Source organism: Geodermatophilus sp. SYSU D01045 (assembly GCF_054050295.1).
On the sequence record NZ_JBJGZB010000004.1, the window covers coordinates 80,205 to 100,661 of the forward strand.

A 20,457-nucleotide genomic window follows, 5' to 3' on the forward strand; every position below is an offset into this window, starting at 1 on the left:
TCAGCCGCCGGTCAGCCGCCTGCGAGGGCGGCCAGGCGGTCGCCGACCTCGGCGGTGCGGACCTGCGCCTGCGGGTCGCGGGTCGACAGGTCGAAGGCGACCGCGGCGTTCACCTTGCGCGCGAGGTCGGCGTGCCCGAGGTGGTCGAGCAGCAGGCCCACCGACAGCACCGTCGCCGTCGGGTCGGCGATGCCCGTGCCCGCGATGTCGGGCGCCGAGCCGTGCACGGGCTCGAACATGCTCGGGTTGGTGCCCGAGGCGTCGAGGTTGCCGCTGGCGGCCAGGCCGATGCCGCCGGTCACGGCCGCGGCGACGTCGGTGACGATGTCGCCGAAGAGGTTGTCGGTGACGATGACGTCGTAGCGGCCGGGGTCGGTGATGAAGAACATCGAGGCCGCGTCCACGTGCTGGTAGGCCACGGTGACCTCGGGGAACTCCGCCGACACCTCCTCCACCGTCCGCGACCACAGCGACCCGGCGTGGGTGAGCACGTTGGTCTTGTGGATCAGCGTGAGGTGCCGGCGCGGCCGCGCGGTCGCCCGCTCGAAGGCGTAGCGGACGACCCGCTCGACGCCGAAGGCGGTGTTGAGGCTGACCTCGGTGGCCACCTCGTGCGGGGTGTCGCGGCGCAGCACGCCGCCGTTGCCGACGTAGGGGCCCTCGGTGCCCTCGCGCACGCAGAGCATGTCGATGGTGCCGGGCTCGGCCAGCGGGCTGCGGACGCCGTCGTAGAGCTTCGCCGGGCGCAGGTTGACGTGGTGGTCGAGCTCGAAGCGCAGCCGGAGCAGCAGCCCGCGCTCGAGGATCCCCGGCGGGACGCCCGGGTCGCCGATCGCGCCGAGCAGGATCGCGTCGTGCCCGCGGAGCTCCTCGAGCACGGAGTCCGGCAGCAGCTCGCCGGTCCGCTGCCAGCGGGCGGCGCCGAGGTCGTAGGGCGTCGTCTCCAGGTCGGGGGCGACCGCGCCCAGGACCTTGAGGCCCTCGGCCACCACCTCGGGACCGATGCCGTCCCCTGCGATCACAGCCAGGCGCATGGCGACGACCCTAGGTCAGCGCGGGTCGAGGTCCGCGGAGCGGGCCTCGCGCGCCCCGATCCGGCCGGCGATGTCGCTGAGCAGGTCCGCGCCCACCGGGCTGTCGACGACGACCGCCATGAGCGCCTCGCCGCCGCGGGTGGTGCGGCTGACCTGCGCGCCGGCGATGTTGACCCCGGCCTCCCCCAGCGCCGCGCCGACGGTGCCGACGACGCCGGGCCGGTCGGTGTAGACGAAGAACAGCAGGTGGCCGGACAGGTCGAGGTCCATGTCGAAACCGTCGACCTCGACCAGCTTGGGCACCTGGTTCTTGCCGAACAGCGTGCCGGAGACGCAGATCTCGCGGCCGTCGGCCATCGCGCCGCGCACCCGGACGAGGTTGCGGTAGTCGGGGCTGTCGAGGTCGCTGGTGAGGGTCACGTCGAGGCCGCGCTGCTGGGCCAGCAGCGGCGCGTTGACGTAGGTGACCTGTTCCTCGACGACGTCGGCGAAGACGCCCTTGAGCACGGCCAGCTGCAGCACCGAGTCGTCGAACTCGGCGAGCTTGCCGCGCACCTCGACGGTGACCGACTGCGCCAGCCCGCCGGCGACGGCGGTGAAGACCGTGCCCAGCCGCTCGGCCAGCGGCAGGCCCGGCCGCACGTCCTCGGCGACGACGCCGCCGGCCTGGACGTTGACCGCGTCGGGCACGAACTCGCCCTGCAGCGCCAGGCGCACCGACTGCGCGACGGCGGTGCCGGCCTTGTCCTGCGCCTCCGTCGTCGAGGCGCCCAGGTGCGGGGTGACGACGGTGTTGGGCAGCCCGAACAGCGGGCTGTCGGTGGTGGGCTCGGTCGCGAAGACGTCGATGCCGGCGGCGCCGACCTGGCCCGAGCGCAGCGCGTCGGCGAGCGCGGCCTCGTCGACCAGCCCGCCGCGGGCGGCGTTGACGACGATCACCCCGCGCTTGGTGGTGGCCAGCTGCTCGGCGCCGATCAGCCCGAGGGTCTCCGGCGTCTTGGGCAGGTGGACGGTGATGAAGTCGGCCTCGCGGAGCAGCTCCTCCAGCGACACCATCCGCACGCCGAGCTGCGCGGCCCGGCCGGGCTGGATGTAGGGGTCGTAGGCGATGAGCGTGGTGCCGAAGGCGGCCAGCCGCTGGGCGACCAGCTGGCCGATCCGGCCCAGCCCGACGACGCCGACCACCTTGTCGGTGACCTCGACGCCCATGAACCGCGACCGCGCCCACCGGCCCTCGCGCAGCGACGCGTCGGCCGCGGGGATCTGCCGGGCGGCGGCCAGCAGCAGCGCGACGGCGTGCTCGGCGGCGCTGACGATGTTGGACGTCGGGGCGTTGACGACCATGACGCCGCGCTCGGTGGCGGCGGCGACGTCGACGTTGTCCAGGCCGATGCCGGCGCGGGCGACGACCTTGAGGTTCGGCGCGGCGGCGAGGGCCTCGGCGTCGATCCGCGTGGCGCTGCGGATCATGACCGCGGCCGCGTCGGCCAGCGCCGCGAGCAGGGCGGACCGGTCGGTGCCGTCGACGTGGCGGACCTCGACGTCACCGCCGAGGACCTCCACCACGCTCGGGGCCAGTTCCTCGGCGATCAGGACGACGGGCGCGCTCGGGGTCACGGGTCCACAGCCTAGGGACGCGGGTGGCCGGGCGGGGTCTCGCGTCCGGATGCCCGTGATCACCGGGCGGTGACGGTACGCACCAGCCGCCACGACACCCCCGCCGCGGAGGGAGGGCCGCTTGCCCTGCCGGGTGGCCCCCCGCACGCTGGGGCGCGACGCGCCGGGACGAGCCGGCGCCTCCGGAGGAGACCATGACCGACTTCAGCAAGGACACCGGCGGGGCCTCGGCCTCCGGCCAGGGTCAGCCCCAGGACCCGTCGTACGGCCAGCAGTACGGACAGCAGGGTCAGGGCCAGCAGGGTCAGGGCCAGCAGGGCCAGGGCCAGCAGGGTCAGGGCCAGCAGGGCCAGGGCCAGGGTCAGGGGCAGCAGGGCTACGGCCAGCAGGGCTACGGCCAGACCCAGCCCTACGGCCAGCAGGGGTACGGCCAGACCCAGCCCTACGGGCAGCAGGGCTACGGCCAGCAGGGCTACGGGCAGCAGGGCTACGGGCAGGAGGGCTACGGGCAGACCCAGCCCTACGGGCAGGACTACGGCCAGTACGGGCAGGCCCAGCCCTACGGCCAGCAGTACGGGCAGTACGGCCAGGGCGGCGTGCCGGCCAAGCCCGGCGGCGTGGTGACCGCGGCGGTCCTCGGCTTCGTGCTGGGGGCGATCGGCGTCCTGATCAGCCTGCTGCTGGTCTTCGCCGGCGCCGTGGCCAGCAGCGCCGGTGACGAGCTGGACAACGAGATCCCCGGCTTCGGGTCGGTCGCCGGCGCGGTCGGCGGCGTGATCCTGGTCTTCGGCCTGGTCGCGCTGATCTGGACCGTCGTCATGATCTGGGGCTCGGTGTGGGCGCTCACCGGCCGCAGTCGGGTGATGCTCCTGGTCGGCGGCTCGATCGCCCTGGCCTTCACCCTGTTCGGCCTGATCGGCAACCTCTCCGACGCCGACACCGCCGGTGCCGGCGGGATCGTCACCAGCCTGCTGTTCTTCCTGGCCGCGCTGGCGATCGTCGTGCTGCTGTCCATGAAGCCGGCCGCGGCCTTCTTCGCGGCACACCGCGCCCGCCGCGGTCGTTGAGTCCGTCCGTGGGGGGACGCCGCGGCGGCGGACCCCCCACGGGCGCCTGCGGGCCCCCTACACTCCGCCGCCGACCGCCGACCGGGCGGAGCCACCTCCAGGAGGAAACCCGAGCATGACCAGCCCCAGCTTCGACAAGAACACGCCGCCGGGGGGTCAGCCCGGGTACGGCGCGCCCGGCGCCCAGCCCTACGGCGCGCAGCCCTACGGCCACCAGCCCTACGGCCAGCAGCCCCCCGGCAACCCGGCCCCCTACGGCGGCGGCTTCGGCGGCCCCTCCCCCTACGGCGGCGCCCCGGCCGGTCAGCGTCCCGGGCAGGTCACCGCGGCCGCGGTGATCGGCGTCGTCATCGGCGGCCTGGGCTCGCTGTTCGGCCTGCTCGCCGTCCTGGGCATCGGCGTGCTCTTCGCGCTCAGCCCGCTGCTCGGGATCATCACCCTGCTGGCGGTCGCCACGGCCGTCGTCGTGCTGGTCGGCGGCATCCAGGTGCTCACCGGCAAGTCGCCCCGGCTGCTGCTGCTCGGCAGCTACGCCTCGATCGGCATCCAGCTGCTGACGCTGGTCATCTCGCTGGCCGTCGGCGGCGGGTTCGACTTCACGGCGCTGCTCGGCTTCGTGCTGCCGGGGCTGATCGTCTTCTTCCTGCAGCAGCCGCAGTCCAAGCAGTACTTCGCCTCGCGGGGCCTGGCGTACTGACGACCTCCCCCGCACACCGAACGGCCCCCGCTGCCACCTGGCAGCGGGGGCCGTTCCGTGTGCGCGTTCAGCTCCGGGCGGCGGTGCCGGTGTAGTCGTCGGAGGCCGACACCCAGCTCATCAGGCCGCGCAGCTTGCGGCCGGTCTCCTCGATCGGGTGCGCCTCGGCCTCGGCGCGGCGGCGCTTGAAGTCGGGGGCGCCGGCGTCCTGGTCGGCGATGAACTCCGCCGCCCACGAGCCGTCCTTGATGCGGGCCAGCACGTCCTTCATCGAGTCCTTGACGTGCTGGTCGATGACCTTCGGGCCGGAGGTGTAGTCGCCGTACTCGGCGGTGTCGGACACCGACCAGCGCTGCTTGGCGATGCCGCCCTCGTACATCAGGTCGACGATCAGCTTGAGCTCGTGCAGGCACTCGAAGTAGGCGACCTCGGGCTGGTAGCCGGCCTCGGTCAGCGTCTCGAACCCGGCGGTGATCAGCGCGCTCGCGCCACCGCAGAGGACGGCCTGCTCACCGAACAGGTCGGTCTCGGTCTCCTCGGCGAAGGTGGTCTTGATGACGCCGGCACGGGTGCCGCCGATGGCCTTGGCGTAGGACAGCGCGAGCTGCAGCGCCGAGCCGCTGGCGTCCTGCTCGACGGCGACCAGGCACGGCACGCCCTTGCCGTTCTCGAACTCGCGGCGGACGAGGTGGCCGGGGCCCTTGGGGGCGACCATCGCGACGTCGACGCCGGCGGGGGGCTTGACGTAACCGAACCGGATGTTGAAGCCGTGACCGAAGAACAGCGCGTCGCCGTCCTGCAGGTTGGGCTCGATCGACTCGCTGTACAGCGTCCGCTGCACGTGGTCGGGCGCCAGGACCATGATCAGGTCGGCCTCGGCGGCGGCGTCGGCCGGGGTGACCACCCGGAGGCCCTCGGCCTCGGCCTTGGCCCTGCTCCTGCTGCCCTCGGGCAGGCCGACGCGGACGTCCACCCCGGAGTCCCGCAGCGACAGGGCGTGCGCGTGCCCCTGGCTGCCGTAGCCGATGACGGCGACGGTGCGCCCCTGGATGATCGACAGGTCGGCGTCGTCGTCGTAGAAGATCTCGGCCATGCGGTACGTGCTCCTTCGGTTGTTCTCGTGCGGGGAGTGCGGGGACTAGGCGCTGCGGTCGACCGGGCGCAAGCTACCGGCGCCGCTCATCGAGCGCGGCCCCCGGCCGAGGGCCACGGTGCCCGACTGCGCCATCTCCTTGATCCCCAGCGGGGCGAGGACGGCGAGCAGGGCCTGCAGCTTGTCCGGGGTGCCCGTGGCCTCGAGGGTCACGGTGTCGGTGTTGACGTCGACGACGCGGGCGCGGAAGAGCTCCGCGGTCTGCAGCACCGTCGTCCGCTCGGCCAGCGGCGCGCGGACCTTGACCAGCAGCAGCTCGCGCTGGACCGCGGCGCCGCCGTCGAGCTCGACGATCTTGATGACCTCGACGAGCTTGTTGAGCTGCTTGGTCACCTGCTCCAGCGGCGCGGACTCGGCGTCGACGACGATCGTCATCCGCGACAGGTCGGGGTTCTCGGTCGGCCCGACGGCCAGCGACTCGATGTTGAACGCGCGCCGGCTGAACAGCGCCGAGACGCGGGCCAGCACACCGGCCTTGTTCTCGACCAGGACGGACAGGGTGTGGCGGGTCATCTCCGGGGGCTCCTTACACCTGGTCGTCGCCGAAGACCGGGCGCAGGTCGCGCGCGGCGAGGATGTCGTCGTTGCTCGCGCCCGCGGCGACCATCGGCCACACCTGGGCGTCGGCGCCGACGACGAAGTCGATGACCACCGGGGCGTCGGTGATCGCCATGGCCTTCTCGATGACGGCGTCGACGTCGTCCTTGGACTCGCAGCGCAGGCCGACGCAGCCCAGCGCCTCGGCCAGCATCACGAAGTCGGGGATGCGCACCGGCTTGGGCCGGCCCTCGTCGTCCACCGGGTGCAGCTTGGTGTTGGAGTAGCGGCCCTCGTAGAACAGGGTCTGCCACTGCCGGACCATGCCGAGGTTGCCGTTGTTGATGACGGCGACCTTGACCGGGATGCCCTCGATGGCGCAGGTGGCCAGCTCCTGGTTGGTCATCTGGAAGCAGCCGTCGCCGTCGATGGCCCAGACGGTGGTCTCCGGGCGGCCGTACTTGGCGCCCATGGCCGCGGGGACGGCGTAGCCCATCGTCCCGAGGCCGCCGCTGTTGAGCCAGGTGCCCGGCTTCTCGTACCGGATGAACTGCGCGGCCCACATCTGGTGCTGGCCGACGCCCGAGGCGTAGATCGCGTCCGGGCCGGCGATCGCGCCGAGCCGCTCGATGACGTACTGCGGCGACAGCGCGCCGTCCTCGGGCCAGTCGTAGCCCAGCGGGTAGCGCTGCCGCCAGTCGTCGAGCTGGGCCCACCAGGCGGTGAGGTCGGGCGTGCGGCCGGCGGCGTGCTCGGCGCGCAGCGCGGTCACCAGCTCGGTGATCGTCTCCTTCGCGTCGCCGACGATCGGCACGTCGGCCTTGCGGTTCTTGCCGATCTCGGCGGGGTCGATGTCGGCGTGGACCACCAGCGCGCCGGGCGCGAAGGTCGACAGCTGGCCGGTCACCCGGTCGTCGAAGCGGGCGCCGAGGGCGACGAGGACGTCGGCCTTCTGCAGGGCGGTGACCGCGGCGACGGTGCCGTGCATGCCGGGCATGCCCAGGTGCTGCGGCGAGCTGTCGGGGAAGGCGCCGCGCGCCATGAGGGTGGTGACGACCGGCGCCCCGGTGAGCTCGGCCAGCTCGGCGAGCTCCTCGGTGGCGCGGGCCTTGAGCACCCCGCCGCCGACGTAGAGGACCGGCCGGCGGGCCCCGGCGATCAGCGCGGCGGCCTCGCGGACCTGCTTGCCGTGCGGGCGGGTGGTCGGCTTGTAGCCGGGCAGCTCCAGCCGCGGCGGCCAGGAGAAGTCGGTGGTCGCCTGCAGGACGTCCTTGGGGACGTCGACCAGGACCGGGCCGGGGCGGCCGGTGGCGGCGAGGTGGAAGGCCTCGGCGATCCGCTGCGGGATCTCCGCCGGGTCGGTGACCAGGAAGTTGTGCTTGGTGATCGGCATCGTGATGCCGCGGATGTCGGCCTCCTGGAAGGCGTCGGTCCCGATCGCGCCGCTGGGCACCTGGCCGGTGATCGCGACGATCGGAACCGAGTCCATGTAGGCGTCGGCCAGCGGGGTGACCAGGTTGGTCGCGCCCGGGCCGGAGGTGGCCATGCAGACGCCGACCCGGCCGGTGGCCTGCGCGTACCCGGTGGCCGCGTGCCCGGCGCCCTGCTCGTGCCGGACGAGGACGTGCCGCACGCGCGAGTCGAACAGCGGGTCGTAGGCCGGCAGGATCGCGCCGCCCGGGATGCCGAACACGACGTCGACGCCCACGGCCTCGAGGGAGCGGACCAGGCTCTGCGCGCCGGTGATGCCGGTCGCGGGCTCGGCGGCGTACTCGGCGATCGAGCGGGCCGTCGTCTCGACACCGGTGAGGGCCGCGGCGGCCTCTCGGGTGGCGGACTCGCTCGGGGTGCTGGTCATGCGGGGCGTCTCCTGTGCCGGACGGGCGGGACGGGCGTGCGGGTTCCGGGTGTCTGCTCCGGGCGCGGGAGGGTCCCGGCTGTCCGCCGGGCCGGCCCCGCCCCGGGCCTCGTGCCAACAAAAAACCCCTCGTGCCGCGGGCACAGAGGGGCGTAGCGCGTCGGTCGGGCGACCGGCGCGCTAGGCGACTACGAGGAGCAGGCAGGCGGAGGGCACGCGGACACTGTGCGCCTCGGCCGCCGCGACGTCAACCAGGCCGTCCCACACAGTGGACTCGTGTCGTCCGTCTCATGGGACGGCGACGGGCACCGGGCCGCTCGGCAGGGCGGGGACGGAGGCGTCGACCACCGCCGGCAGGGCGGCCGCGGGGACGGGACGGCCGATCAGCCAGCCCTGCAGGAACCGGCAGCCCAGCGCGGTGAGGACGGCCATCTGCTCGCGGGTCTCCACGCCCTCGGCGACGACGTCCATGCCGAGCGTGCGGCCGAGGTCGACGACGCTGCCGACCAGCGCCGCGCCGCGCGGGTCGGTGTCGATGCCGGACACGAAGCCGCGGTCCATCTTCAGCACCTGCACGGGCAGCCGGGCGAGGTAGGCCAGCGACGAGTAGCCCTTGCCGAAGTCGTCGAGGGAGACGATGCAGCCCAGCGCCGACAGCTCGGCGAGCTCGGCGAGCAGCCGCTCGTCGTCGTCCATGAGGACGCTCTCGGTGACCTCGACCATCAGCAGGCGGGCGGGCAGGCCCGAGCGCTGCAGGGCGCGGGTGACGTCCTCGACCAGGCAGCGGGCCTGCAGGTGGCGCACCGAGATGTTGACGCCGAGCTTGAGGTCGTGGCCCTGCGCGACCAGGCGCGCGTGCTCGGCGGTCGCCGTCTGCAGCACCCACCGCTGCAGCGGCACGATCAGCCCGTCCTCCTCGGCCAGGCCGACGAACTCCTCCGGCGGCACCGGGCCGAGCACCGGGTGGTCCCAGCGCACCAGGGCCTCGACGCCGAGGACGCGGCGCTCCTCCACGCCGGCGACCGGCTGGTAGACCACCCGCAGCTGGCCCCGCTCGATCGCGGCGGGCAGGTCGCGGGCCAGCCGGCTGCGCCGGGCGGACTCCTCCACCAGCGCCTCCCCCGACGCCCGGACGCCGTTCTTGCCCTGCGCCTTGACCGTGCGCAGCGCGAGGTCGGCCTCCCGGACGGTCGCCGAGGCGTCGGCGCCGGCCACCACCTCGGTGACGCCGACACTGGCGGAGGTGCGCAGCACCGGGCCGGAGCCCTCCGGGTCGCCCGGGGCGGCGTACCGCTGCGTGCGGTCCAGCCGAGCGACCAGCCGCTCGGCCAGGGCCAGCGCCTCGTCGGGGCCGGCGTCGACGACGAGGGCGAACTCGTCCCCGCCGAGCCGGGCGACCAGGTCCCCGGCGCGGGCCTCGGCGCGCAGCGAGTCGGCCACCTCGCACAGCAGCCGGTCCCCCGCGTCGTGCCCGGCGACGTCGTTGACCGCCTTGAAGCCGTCGAGGTCGAGCAGCAGCACGCAGGAGCGCCGGCCGCGGGACGCCTGGGTCAGGGCGCCGTCGAGGGCGGCCATGAAGCGGGCGCGGTTGGGCAGCCCGGTGAGCGAGTCGGTGTAGGCCAGCCGCTCGAGCTCCCGCTGCCCGGCGCGGCGCTCGGTGACGTCGCGCAGGTGCAGCACCAGCCCGTCGCCGGACCGGCGGCCCGCGGCGGGGGTGGCGCCGGAGACCTCGACGTCGCGCCAGGTGCCGTCGGCGGCGCGCAGCCGGCCGGTGGCGGGCAGGCCGTCGGGCGTGCCGTCCCGCAGGGCGGCGGACACGCGGTCGAGCAGGTCCCGGTCGGCCGGGTGCAGCAGGCCGGGCAGCACCCGGCCGATCAGGTCCTCCTCCGCGACGCCGAGCCGCTCGGTGACCGGGCCGGTCGCCGAGGTGACCCGGCCCGAGCCGTCGAGGACCAGCGTCACGGCGTCGCCGCTGTGCACCAGCGCGCGGAACCAGCCCTCGGTCCGCTCCAGGCGGCGGGTCAGGGCCGCGGCGTCCACGGCCCAGTACAGCGTCCGCGCCGAGGTGAGCAGCACGAGGACGACGGTGGCGGCGGCCTCGGCCGCGGGCAGCGGACGGCCGGCGGCGGCGCCGCCGGCGACCGCGAGCAGCGCGGCGGTGGCCGCGCCGTGCGCGAGCACGCCCCCGCGCAGGGGCAGGGTGCGGCGGCCGGCGTCGGCGGCGGCGTGCGCGCCGGCGTCGGCCCGGGCGGCGCGCACGCCGGCGGCGAGCATGGCCAGCCAGCCGAGCACGACGACGACACCCCATCCCGGGGCGGTGCCCGCCGGCGTGCGGCCGAGCGCGCCGGCGACCGAGACCAGCGACATGGCGACGAAGGCGGCGAGCAGCCACCCGGCGGCGCGGCGGCGGGCCTCGGCGACGGCGGTGAGGGTGACCAGGCCGATGCCGCACAGGAGCGCCCCGACCAGCGGGTAGCCGACCGCGACCAGGCCGCTGCCGGGCCCGGTGGTCCGGGCGACGAGGTCGCCGAGCAGCACGCAGCCGAGCAGGGCGACGGCGACGGTGACGACCACGCCGTCGAGCAGCACCCGGCTGCCGAGCCGCCGGTGCGACCGTGGCGGCAGCAGCAGCACGGCCGCCGAGACGGCCACCGGGACGCCGAGCAGCGTCGGGAGGTCCTCGACGCCGCCGGTGGCGAGGTCGCGACCGGGGTGGGCGAGGGTCAGCGCCTGGCCGAGCGCGAGCAGCGCGCCGGCGGCGGACAGCGCCCACCAGGGCCGGCCGGCGCGTCCCGGCAGCCGGGCGGCGCAGCCGGCGAGCACCGCGGCCGAGGCGGCGGACGCTCCCCCGAGCGCGGCGGGCACCAGCCAGGCGGGCGCACCGGTGAGCAGGCCGGCGACGGCGACGACGCCGAGGACCGCCGGCAGGACGTGGACCGCCCGGGCGGCGCGGTCAGCCACGGCGGCCCGCCCGGACGGCGGGGGGCTCGGCCGGCGCCGGGACCGGGTCGGCCGACAGCCCGACCAGCCCCGGCCACAGCAGGCCGGCGCCGTCGCGCAGCAGCCCCACGAGGTCGGCCAGCGGCAGCGGGCGGGACAGCAGGAAGCCCTGCGCCTGGTCGACGCCCAGGCCGCGCAGCACGCCGAGCTGGGCCGGCGTCTCGACGCCCTCGGCGACGACCTGCAGCCCCAGGGACCGGCCGACGGTCACGACGGCCTCGCACAGCGCGCGGCTCTGCCGGTCGCGGTCGACGCGGGAGACGAAGGACCGGTCGAGCTTGAGCACGTCGACCGGGAGCCGGGTGAGCAGGCCCAGCGACGAGGAGCCGGTGCCGAAGTCGTCCAGGGCCACGTGCACGCCCATCAGCCGCAGCGCCTCGACGTCGACGGCCACGGCGTCACCGTCGGCCAGCACGGTCGCCTCGGTGACCTCGAGGACCAGCCGCTCCGGCGCCAGGCCGGAGGCGGACAGCGCGCCGGCGACGTCGTCGACGAGGGTGCGCTCGGCCACGTGCGCGGCGGAGACGTTCATGCCGATCCGCAGGGGCCCGCCGTCGCCGTCCGGCAGCACGGCGGCGGCCGCGGTGATCTCCCGCAGCGCCCAGCGCTGCAGCTCGCCGACGACCCCGGCCCGCTCGGCGATCGGGACGAACTCCCGCGGCGGGACCTCCCCCAGCTCCGGGTGCCGCCAGCGCAGCAGCGCCTCGACGCCCGAGACCCGCTTGTCGGCCATCGACACGACCGGCTGGAACGCCAGCCACAGCTCGCCGCGGCCGGCGGCGCCGGGCAGGTCCGCGCGCAGCCGGTCCCGGCGGGCGGCGGCCGCGCCGAGCGCCGGCGTCCAGCAGGTCGCCCGCGCCGAGCGGGAGGCCCGGGCGGCCGCGACCGCGAGCTCGGCGCGGGCGCCGACCTCGGCGACGCCGGTCCCCCGCTCGACCACGACGATCCCGACGGCGGCGGTGAGGTCGAAGACGCCGGCGGGGGTGGGGACCGGCTGCTCGAGCACGGCCAGGCAGCGGTCGGCGAGCAGCGCGGCGGTGTCGCCGTCGCCCTCGGCCAGGACCGCGAAGGTGCCGCCGACGAGCCGGGCGACGACCTCGTCGCCGCGCACGGCGGCGCGCAGCCGCCGGCCCAGCTCGACGAGGACGGCGGCGACGGCGTCGCGGCCGGCGTGCTCGCGGACCTCGTCCAGCCCGGCGACCTCGACGAGCAGGACCGCGGACCCGGCACAGGCGGTCGCGGGCTCCAGGGCCGCGTCCCAGCCGGCCCGGTTGGGCAGGCCGGTCAGCGCGTCGGTGAACGCGAGCTCCTCCAGTGCCCGCTCGCGCGCCACCCGCTCGGTCACGTCGCGGCAGTGCAGCACCACCGAGGCGACCGCCGGGTCGCCGCGCAGGTCGGAGACGCTGACCTCGAGGCAGCGGCGGGCGCCGCCCGCGTCGCGGACGTGCAGCGTCACGAGCCCGTCCGTGCCGCCGTCGGTGCCGGCGTCGAGCACCCGGCGCAGCGCGGCGGCGTCCGCGGGCTCCAGGGTCCCGGGCCGGCCGGCGGCGCCGGAGAGCACGTCGCGGCCGAGGAGCTCCTCCGGCGCGGCGCCGACCAGCGCGGCCATCGCCGGGGAGACCCAGCCGACGCGCAGGCGGGCGTCGAGGACGAGGACGGCGTCGCGGCCGGAGTGCAGCAGGTTGCGGAAGTAGGCCTCGTCGCGGCGCAGCCGGGCGCCGCGCTGGTGGTCCTCGCGGGCGGTGACCCAGCGGTGCGCGGCCGCCAGGCCCACGCAGGCGAGGGCCCCGGCGAGGGTGACCGCGGTCGGCCGGGTGCCCAGCGCCAGCGGGACGACGACCAGCGCCACCACGGCCACCAGCGCCAGGTGCGGCAGCACCGGGCGCAGCTGGTCGGCGCGGCCGTCGGTGCCGCGGCGGGGCACGTCCGGGCCGGTGCCGGGGTCGAGCAGGCGGGCGAGGACCAGCAGCGCCAGGCCGGCGACGACGGCCAGGCGGGTGACCGGGACGAGCTCGTGCGCGCCGAGCAGCGTCGCGGAGGTGGCGGTGCCACGCGCGGCGCAGAGGAGGACCAGGCCGCCGAGCAGCACCGCGGCCATGCGCCGGCGGTGCGCCTCGACCGCCCCGAGGACGGTGAGGCCGGCGGCCATGGTCGCGGCCGCGGCCACGACCGCGGCGCCGAGGACGAGCCGGGCGCCCAGGGACAGCGCGGACCAGCTGTTGCCCGGGCCGACCAGCAGGAACTGCATGACGGCGAGCCCGGCGACGCCGAAGAGGGCGAGCTCGAGCGTCGTCCGCCGGCAGGTGCGCCGCAGGCTGGACCGCTCGACCATGCCGAGCAGGGCGACGACCACGAGGACGTAGCCGGGGACGGTGGGCAGCCAGCGCAGCACCACCGCGGACAGCACGGAGTCCGGCCGCGCCGCGGTGGTCAGCAGCAGGCCGAGGACGGGGAACAGCGCGGCGGCGGCGAGCACCCGCCACGGCGGGGCGGAGGGGTCGCCGGGCCGGCTCAGCGCCAGCAGCGCGAGCGAGGTGAGCAGCCCGGCCAGGCCGGTGACGGCGTCGGAGACCGGGTCGAGCGCGGGCACGCCGACCGCCAGGGCGCACGCCGCCGCGGCCGGCACGGCACACGCCAGCAGCCACCCGATCCGCCTGTCCACACCGGGGGTGTCGGCAGCGGCGCCCCCCGGGGACAGGCCCCGGGGGGCGGTCTCACCCCTCCTGGTGACGTGCTGGAACGGCCCCGCTGCAGGGGCCCACGCCGAGCTCGCGAGGCGTGGGGGGCAGCGGGGTCCTTCAACCGCAGATGGCGCCGTTCGCCGCGGAGCCGACCAGCTTGGCGTACTTGCCGAGGACGCCGGTGGTGTAGCGCGGCGGCAGCGGCGCCCAGTCCTGGCGGCGGCGGGCCAGCTCGTCGTCGCCGACCAGCAGGTCCAGCGTGCGGGTGGTGAGGTCCAGCCGGACCGGGTCGCCGTCGCGGACCAGCGCGATCGGTCCGCCCTCGGTGGCCTCCGGCGCGACGTGGCCGATGCACAGGCCGGTGGTGCCGCCGGAGAACCGGCCGTCGGTGAGCAGCAGGACGTCCTTGCCCAGGCCCGCGCCCTTGATCGCGCCGGTGACCGCGAGCATCTCCCGCATGCCGGGGCCGCCCTTGGGGCCCTCGTACCGGATGACGACGACGTCGCCGGCCTGCAGCGTGCCCTCGGTGACCGCGTCCATGGCGCCCTGCTCGCCGTCGAACACCCGGGCGGTGCCCTCGAAGACGTCGCGGTCGAAGCCGGCCGACTTCACCACCGCGCCCTCGGGCGCCAGCGAGCCGTGCAGGATCGTCAGGCCGCCGGTCCTGTGGATGGGCTGGGACATCGCGTGGATGATCGCGCCGTCGGGGTCCGGTGGGGCGATCTCGGCGAGGTTCTCGGCCATCGTCTTCCCGGTCACGGTGAGCGTGTCGCCGTGCAGCAGGCCGGCGTCCAGCAGCGCGCGCAGGACGACGGGGACGCCGCCGATGCGGTCGACGTCGGTCATGACGTACCGGCCGAAGGGCTTGACGTCGGCGAGGTGCGGCGTGCGGTCGCCGATCCGGTTGAAGTCGTCGAGGGTGAGCTCGACCTGCGCCTCGTGCGCGATGGCCATGAGGTGCAGGACGGCGTTGGTGGAGCCGCCCAGCGCCATGACCACGGTGATCGCGTTCTCGAACGCCTCGCGGGTCATGATCTGCCGCGCGGTGATGCCCGTGCGCAGCAGGTTGACGACGGCCTCGCCGGAGGCGACGGCGAAGGCGTCGCGGCGGCTGTCGGGCGCCGGCGGGGCGGCGCTGCCGGGCAGGCTCATGCCCAGCGCCTCGGCGACGCTGGCCATGGTGTTGGCGGTGTACATGCCGCCGCAGGAACCCATGCCGGGACAGGCGGCCCGCTCGACGGCGGCCAGCTCGTCCTGGGTGATGAGCCCGCGGGCGCAGGCGCCGACGGCCTCGAAGACGTCGATGATCGTCAGGTCGTCGCGGTCGCCGAGCTTCCCCGGCAACGTGGAGCCCGAGTAGAGGAAGACGCTGGCGAGGTCCAGTCGCGCGGCGGCCATGAGCATTCCGGGCAGGGACTTGTCGCAGCCGGCGAGCAGGACCGAGCCGTCGAGCCGCTCGGCGAACATGACCGTCTCCACCGAGTCGGCGATGACCTCGCGGCTGACCAGCGAGGCGCGCATGCCCTCGTGGCCCATGGAGATGCCGTCGGAGACCGAGATGGTGCCGAACTCCAGCGGGAACCCGCCGGCGGCGTGCACGCCCTCCTTGGCCCGCTTGGCCAGCCGGTCCAGCGAGAGGTTGCACGGGGTGATCTCGTTCCACGACGAGGCCACGCCGATCTGCGGCTTGTCCCAGTCGTCGTCGCCCATGCCGACGGCGCGCAGCATCGCCCGGGCCGGGGCCCGGGTGATGCCGTCGGTCACCTCGCGGCTGCGCGGCTTGACGTCGGCGGTGGTGCGGGGGTCGTCCACGGTCGTCACGCCGCGAGCGTAGGCGCGGTCCCGGGGCGCTCCCAGACGCGGCTGATACTGGTACCGACACCACCACCCGGGAGCCGCCGTGTCCGCCACCGCTCGACGGGAGCTGGCCGAGTTCCTCCGCTCGCGCCGCCGCCAGGTCGACCCGCAGAGCGCCGGCCTGCCCGCCGGCGGCGGCGCCCGGCGGACGCCGGGCCTGCGGCGCGAGGAGGTCGCGCTGCTGTCCGGGGTGAGCCACACCTGGTACACGTGGCTCGAGCAGGGCCGCGACATCCGCCCGTCCCGCCAGGTGGTCGAGGCGCTGGCCCGCACCCTGCGGATGTCGCCCGCGGAGTCCGGGTACGTGCTGCGGCTGACCGGGCACGCCGGCGCGGTGCCGGCGGACCCGGCCGGCGGGATGCCCGGGCACGTGCAGCGCCTGCTCGACGCGCTGGGCCCCTCCCCCGCCTACGCGATCACCGCCGACTGGTGGATCGCCGGGTGGAACCGCGCCTACGAGCGCTTCTACCCCGGGGTGGCGGCCGCCCCCGCGGGCCGGCGCAACCTGTTGGAGCTGGTCTTCACCGACCCGGCGGTGCGGGCGCTGCTGGCGGACTGGGCCGGGGACAGCCGGCGGTTCCTCACCCAGTTCCGCGCCGAGGTGGGCCCGCGGCTGGCCGACCCGGCGGTCGTCGACCTCGTCGCCCGGCTCGAGGCGGCCAGCCCGGAGTTCCGCGCGGGGTGGGCCAGCCACGACGTCGACCGGTTCAGCTCCGCCGAGCGCCGCTTCGAGCACCCCGAGGTGGGCAGTCTGCTGCTCGAGCACCACCAGCTCACGCCCGCCGACGCCCCCGGGCTGCAGCTGGTCGTCTACACCGCGGCCGAGGGCAGCGAGAGCGCCGGGCGGCTGCGGGCGCTGGCGGGCTAGCCCGCCGGCGGCGCCGGCACGTCGAAGCGGCCGCCGGACCAGCCGGCCAGCCGGGGCAGGTCGCGGGCGCGGAGCACCGGCAGCCGCACCTCCCCGCCGCCGGCGGTGACCAGCACCAGCCGGGCGTTGCGGCCCACGCGGATGCCGGCCAGGTCGTCCCAGGCCACCCGGCGCCGGCCGAGCAGCCCGCGCGTGGTGATCGCCTCCTCGTCGACGTCGACGCCCACCCGCAGCACCCACGCCGCCGCCAGCAGCGGCAGCAGCAGGACCAGCGCGGCCCACGGCGAGGCCGCGGCGAACGGCAGCACGCACACGGCGAGGAAGACGACGGGGAGCAGCGCGACCCGGCTCAGCCGCATGCGCGCGAGGGTTGCCACGTCCCCCATGATCCCCGTCAGTAGTCGCCGACGACGTCGGCCAGGGGCTCCCCGGCCAGCACCCGGCGCAGCTGCGCGACCACGGCGGCCTCCCCGCGGGCGGTCGTCTGCGGCACGGCCCCGCCCACGTGCGGGGTGAGCAGCAGGCCCGGCGCCGACCACAGCGGGTGCCCCTCGGGCAGCGGCTCGGGGTCGGTGACGTCGAGCGCGGCGCGCAGCCGGCCCGCGGTCAGCTCGGCCACCAGCGCGTCGGTGTCGACGACGACCCCGCGGGCGGCGTTGACCAGCAGCGCGCCGTCCTTCATCGCGGCGAGGAACTCGGCGTCGACCAGGCCGGTGGTCTCCGGGGTCACCGGCACGACGAGCACGACGACGTCGGCGTCGGGCAGCAGCCGCGGCAGCTCCTCGGTGCCGTGGACCCCGTCGCGGGCGGTGCGCGCGACGTAGGTGAGCTCGACGTCGAAGCCGGACACCATGGCGCCGATCCGGCGGCCGATGTCGCCCGCGCCGACGACGAGCACCCGCGCGCCGACCAGCGAGGAGAACGTGCCCGGGCTCCACCGGCCGGCGTCCTGCGCGCGGACCAGCTCGGGCAGGCCGCGCTGGGCGGCCAGCGTCACGGCCAGCACCCACTCGGCCGTCGACGGCGTGTGCGCGCCGCGGGCGTTGCACAGCACGACGCCCTCGGGCAGCCGGCCGACGAAGCGCTCGGCGCCGGCGCTGAGCAGCTGGACCAGCCGCAGCCGCGGGAGGGCGGCGAGCGGGGCGTCGTCCGGGCCGCCGCCGCTGCGCGGCACCCACACCTGCGCCCGCGCGGCCTCCTCCGGCAGCCCGCCGGAGGGGTCGACGCGGACCGCGCGCACCCGCGGGGACAGCGCCTCCACCGCCGCGGCCATCGCCCGCGAGGGCACCAGGACGGTCAGGGTCTCGTCGGGGCCGACGACGTCGGTGCCGCGGATCTCGGGGGCCACGGCCCCCGACCCTAGGAGGCGCCCGCAGCGACCTCCCGGCCGGGAACCGCCTGGGGAGCGATCCCCTGCGCGGTGGCGATCCGCGCGTCCTCGGGCCGGACCACCGACAGCTGGGTGGACTCCGGCGGCAGCACCGTCTGGAACAGCCAGTCGGCCGCGACCCGGACCCGGTTGGCCATCGCGGGCAGCGCGTAGAGGTGGTAGCCGCGGGTGACGACCTTGGCCAGCGGCCCGGTCAGCGGCACGCCCAGCGGCCGGGCCACGGCGTCCCAGCCGCCGAGGTCGGCGACCAGGCCGAGGTCGCGGTGCCGGTACCGGCGGGGCCGCCCGACGCCCAGGCTGGCGGCCACGTTGCGGCCGAGCACGGCGCCCTGCCGCTGGGCGTGCTGCGCCGTCGGCGGGGTGTCCGGCAGCTCGCCGTCCTGCTCCCCGGCGGCGAGGTCGGGGACGGCGGCGGCGTCGCCGGCGGCCCACACCCCGGGCGCGCCGGGGACGGCGAGGTCGGGGTCGACGGCGAGCCGGCCCCGGCGCAGCGGCAGCCCCAGCCGGCCGACCAGCGGGTGCGCGACCACCCCGGCGCCCCACACCAGCGTGCGGGTCGGGATCGTCTCGCCGTCGGTCAGGACGACGGCGTCCTCGTCGGCGGAGACGACCGACGTGCGCAGGCGGACGTCGACCCCGCGGCGGGCGAGCACGTCCAGCGCGCGGCGGCCGAGCTCGGGACCCAGCTCCGGCAGGACCGCGGGCGCGAGGTCGACGAGCACCCACCGCACCTCCTCCGCGCGGGTGCGGTCCCACCGGCTCTCGATCCGGCGCAGCCAGCGCTGGGTCTGGGCGACCACCTCGGTGCCGGTGTAGCCCGCGCCGACGGCGACCACGGTGAGCCGCGCGGCGCGCTCGGCGCGGCCGGCCGGGGTGTCGGGCAGGGCGTCGGCGAGGTCGAGCTGCTCGAGCAGGTGGTCGCGGAGGAACACCGCCTCGACCAGCGTCTTGAGCGCCCGGCCGTGCTCGGGGACCCCGGGGACCGGCACCTGGCGGGTGACCGCGCCGGGCGTGAGGAGCAGCCGGTCCCACGACATCGCCGTCGGGCTCCCGTGCGCGGGCCGCAGGGTCAGCGAGTGACCGGCCGGGTCGACGTCCTCGACCCGGCCGAGGACCAGGCGCACCCGGGGCAGCAGGCGCCGCAACGACACCGCGATGTGCCGCGCCTCGACCACGCCGGTGGCCACCTCGGGCAGCAGCGGGCTGTAGAGCAGGTAGTCCGTCGGGGTGACCAGGACCAGGTCGGCGGCGTCCGCGGGGAGCAGCCGCTGCAGCCGGCGCAGGGCGGTGAGCCCGGCGAAGCCGCCGCCGACCGTGACCACCCGCGGCCGCCCGCCGCCGTCTCCCGCGATGCGCATGCCGGCCTCCGCTGCTCGCCCGGGTGAGGTCGGCAACCTACCGGGGACGGGCACCGCTCCGGGGCGCTGCGCGCGTGCCGGACGGCGCCCGGCGTGCGGCTGCCGGTGGCGTTCCGCCCGTACTGTGGGGCGGGTGAGGCGGCAGCGGGGACGGCGGCGCGCCGTGGCGGGCTGCGCGGTCGCCCTGGCGTTCGTGCTGGCCGGCTGCGGCGGGGACGGCTACGAGCCGGCCGGGCCCTTCCGGCCGCTGCCCGAGGGGGCGCCGCCCGAGGTCGCGCCGCCCACCGAGTCCTCCCCGGCGCCCTCGCCCGGCGACCCCGCGGACCCCGGCTCCGGCACCAGCGCCGGGGACCCGAACGTCGTCGCCACCGACCTGGTCGTGCCCACCGGGCTGGTCGTGCTGCCCGACGGCAGCGCGGTCGTCGGCGAGCGCGAGACCGGCCGGCTGCTGCACGTCTTCCCCGACCGGTCCCCCGCGCAGGAGCTCATGGTCCTGCCCGGCGTCGACACCGGCGGCGACGGCGGGCTGCTCGGCCTGGCGCTGTCCCCCACGTTCGACGAGGACGGGCTGTTCTACGCCTACGTCTCGACGGCCACCGACAACCGCGTCGTCCGCTTCCCGCTCGGCGGCACGCCCAACCCGGTGCTCACCGGCATCCCCCGCGGCGAGGTGCACAACGGCGGCGGGCTCGTGTTCGCCCCCGACGGCACCCTGTTCGTCGGCACCGGCGACACCGGCAACCCGGCGCTGGCGCAGGACCCGGCCTCGCTGGGCGGCAAGGTGCTGCACGTCGACGTGTTCGGCCAGCCCGTGACCGGTACGGGCCCGGTCTTCAGCCGCGGCTTCTCCGACGTCACGGCGGTCTGCCCGTCCGGCGACGAGGCGGGCACGCTCTACGCCGTCGACGAGTCCACCGCCGGGCCCGACGAGCTCAACGAGCTGGTCGAGGGCAGCGACCACGGCTGGCCGGCCGGGGGCGCCGGGACGATCGCGCCGCTGCTCGAGGTCGGCAACGCCGAGGGCGGCCTGGGCGGTTGCACGGCGGCGGGGACCACGGTGTTCCTCGGCGCGCTCGACGGCCAGCGGGTGCACGTCGTCCAGCTCGACGGCGACGGCGGGGTCAGCGAGGAGCCGACCGAGCTGATCACCGGCCGCTACGGCCGGCTGCGCACGGTCGTCCTCGACAGCGAGGGCGGGCTGTGGGTGACCACGTCCAACCGGGACGGCATCGGCACCCCCGCCGAGGACGACGACAAGGTGCTGCGGATCCTGCCGCCGTCGTCGACCGGCAGCTCCCCCGTCTGAGGCGGCACCCCCGCGGAGGTCCGCGGGGGTGCTC

Annotated in this window: 15 protein-coding genes; 4 read left to right on the top strand and 11 right to left on the bottom strand. The window is 76.3% G+C overall.

Features of this window, described 5'->3' with window-relative positions; all coding sequences use genetic code 11:
* Positions 1-11 precede the first annotated feature (11 nt).
* Together ACI798_RS04795 and serA are read right to left on the bottom strand one after the other, a co-directional pair.
* Positions 12-1,034 carry a 3-isopropylmalate dehydrogenase gene (locus ACI798_RS04795; RefSeq protein WP_456940202.1) on the bottom strand — a complete coding sequence of 341 codons (1,023 nt, stop codon included), beginning with the start codon at positions 1,032-1,034 and terminating at the stop codon, positions 12-14.
* Between the two features lie 15 nt (positions 1,035-1,049).
* A complete protein-coding gene (gene serA / locus ACI798_RS04800) occupies positions 1,050-2,651 on the bottom strand; it encodes a phosphoglycerate dehydrogenase (RefSeq protein WP_457047366.1) in 1,602 nt (533 codons plus the stop codon).
* Between the two features lie 194 nt (positions 2,652-2,845).
* Between serA and ACI798_RS04805 the strand changes: the two genes are divergently transcribed.
* A complete protein-coding gene (locus ACI798_RS04805) occupies positions 2,846-3,718 on the top strand; it encodes a hypothetical protein (protein WP_457047367.1) in 873 nt (290 codons plus the stop codon).
* A 115-nt stretch (positions 3,719-3,833) separates the two neighbouring features.
* Positions 3,834-4,415: a hypothetical protein gene (locus ACI798_RS04810; RefSeq protein ID WP_456940205.1), complete on the top strand. Its 582-nt coding sequence runs from the start codon at positions 3,834-3,836 to the stop codon at positions 4,413-4,415.
* Between the two features lie 67 nt (positions 4,416-4,482).
* Here the strand turns inward: ACI798_RS04810 and ilvC are convergent, their stop codons facing one another.
* The 6 genes from ilvC to ilvD all read right to left on the bottom strand — a co-directional run bounded on the left by ilvC (position 4,483) and on the right by ilvD (position 15,465).
* Positions 4,483-5,508, bottom strand: a complete 1,026-nt coding sequence (gene ilvC / locus ACI798_RS04815; RefSeq protein WP_456940206.1) for a ketol-acid reductoisomerase — start codon at positions 5,506-5,508, stop codon at positions 4,483-4,485.
* A gap of 45 nt (positions 5,509-5,553) precedes the next feature.
* Entirely contained in the window at positions 5,554-6,081 is a 528-nt protein-coding gene (ilvN, locus tag ACI798_RS04820) for an acetolactate synthase small subunit (RefSeq protein WP_456940207.1), read from the bottom strand.
* A gap of 13 nt (positions 6,082-6,094) precedes the next feature.
* A complete protein-coding gene (locus ACI798_RS04825; RefSeq protein ID WP_457047368.1) occupies positions 6,095-7,963 on the bottom strand; it encodes an acetolactate synthase large subunit in 1,869 nt (622 codons plus the stop codon).
* Positions 7,964-8,251: 288 nt separating this feature from the next.
* Entirely contained in the window at positions 8,252-10,924 is a 2,673-nt protein-coding gene (locus tag ACI798_RS04830; RefSeq protein WP_456940209.1) for a putative bifunctional diguanylate cyclase/phosphodiesterase, read from the bottom strand.
* Complete coding sequence (locus ACI798_RS04835; RefSeq protein ID WP_457047369.1) at positions 10,917-13,625, bottom strand: putative bifunctional diguanylate cyclase/phosphodiesterase; 2,709 nt, start codon at positions 13,623-13,625, stop codon at positions 10,917-10,919. The genes ACI798_RS04830 and ACI798_RS04835 overlap by 8 nt, the downstream gene beginning before the upstream one ends.
* 136 nt (positions 13,626-13,761) lie before the next feature.
* Entirely contained in the window at positions 13,762-15,465 is a 1,704-nt protein-coding gene (gene ilvD, locus ACI798_RS04840) for a dihydroxy-acid dehydratase (RefSeq protein ID WP_456940211.1), read from the bottom strand.
* A gap of 79 nt (positions 15,466-15,544) precedes the next feature.
* On the opposite strand from ilvD, the gene ACI798_RS04845 reads away from it, so the two are divergent.
* Positions 15,545-16,369: a helix-turn-helix transcriptional regulator gene (locus ACI798_RS04845; protein WP_456940212.1), complete on the top strand. Its 825-nt coding sequence runs from the start codon at positions 15,545-15,547 to the stop codon at positions 16,367-16,369.
* On the opposite strand, the gene ACI798_RS04850 is transcribed toward ACI798_RS04845, so the two are convergent.
* Genes ACI798_RS04850 through ACI798_RS04860 form a run of 3 tightly spaced genes read right to left on the bottom strand, consistent with a single transcriptional unit; the run spans position 16,366 to position 19,117 of the window.
* Positions 16,366-16,746 carry a PH domain-containing protein gene (locus ACI798_RS04850; RefSeq protein ID WP_456940213.1) on the bottom strand — a complete coding sequence of 127 codons (381 nt, stop codon included), beginning with the start codon at positions 16,744-16,746 and terminating at the stop codon, positions 16,366-16,368. The genes ACI798_RS04845 and ACI798_RS04850 overlap by 4 nt on opposite strands.
* 17 nt (positions 16,747-16,763) lie before the next feature.
* Positions 16,764-17,717: a 2-hydroxyacid dehydrogenase gene (locus ACI798_RS04855; protein ID WP_456940214.1), complete on the bottom strand. Its 954-nt coding sequence runs from the start codon at positions 17,715-17,717 to the stop codon at positions 16,764-16,766.
* Positions 17,718-17,728: 11 nt separating this feature from the next.
* On the bottom strand, positions 17,729-19,117 hold the full coding sequence (locus ACI798_RS04860) for an NAD(P)/FAD-dependent oxidoreductase (protein WP_457047370.1): 1,389 nt from the start codon (positions 19,115-19,117) through the stop codon (positions 17,729-17,731).
* Between the two features lie 133 nt (positions 19,118-19,250).
* Here ACI798_RS04860 and ACI798_RS04865 point away from each other — a divergent pair, with 133 nt between their 5' ends.
* Complete coding sequence (locus tag ACI798_RS04865) at positions 19,251-20,423, top strand: PQQ-dependent sugar dehydrogenase (RefSeq protein WP_457047371.1); 1,173 nt, start codon at positions 19,251-19,253, stop codon at positions 20,421-20,423.
* The last annotated feature ends 34 nt before the right edge of the window (positions 20,424-20,457 follow it).

Coding starts and splice junctions, on each gene's coding strand:
- ilvN (WP_456940207.1), bottom strand. CDS start 6,081: ATGACCCGCCACACCCTGTCCGTCCTGGTCGAGAACAAGGCCGGTGTG.
- ACI798_RS04805 (WP_457047367.1), top strand. CDS start 2,846: ATGACCGACTTCAGCAAGGACACCGGCGGGGCCTCGGCCTCCGGCCAG.
- ACI798_RS04860 (WP_457047370.1), bottom strand. CDS start 19,117: ATGCGCATCGCGGGAGACGGCGGCGGGCGGCCGCGGGTGGTCACGGTC.
- ACI798_RS04825 (WP_457047368.1), bottom strand. CDS start 7,963: ATGACCAGCACCCCGAGCGAGTCCGCCACCCGAGAGGCCGCCGCGGCC.
- ACI798_RS04795 (WP_456940202.1), bottom strand. CDS start 1,034: ATGCGCCTGGCTGTGATCGCAGGGGACGGCATCGGTCCCGAGGTGGTG.
- ilvC (WP_456940206.1), bottom strand. CDS start 5,508: ATGGCCGAGATCTTCTACGACGACGACGCCGACCTGTCGATCATCCAG.
- ACI798_RS04810 (WP_456940205.1), top strand. CDS start 3,834: ATGACCAGCCCCAGCTTCGACAAGAACACGCCGCCGGGGGGTCAGCCC.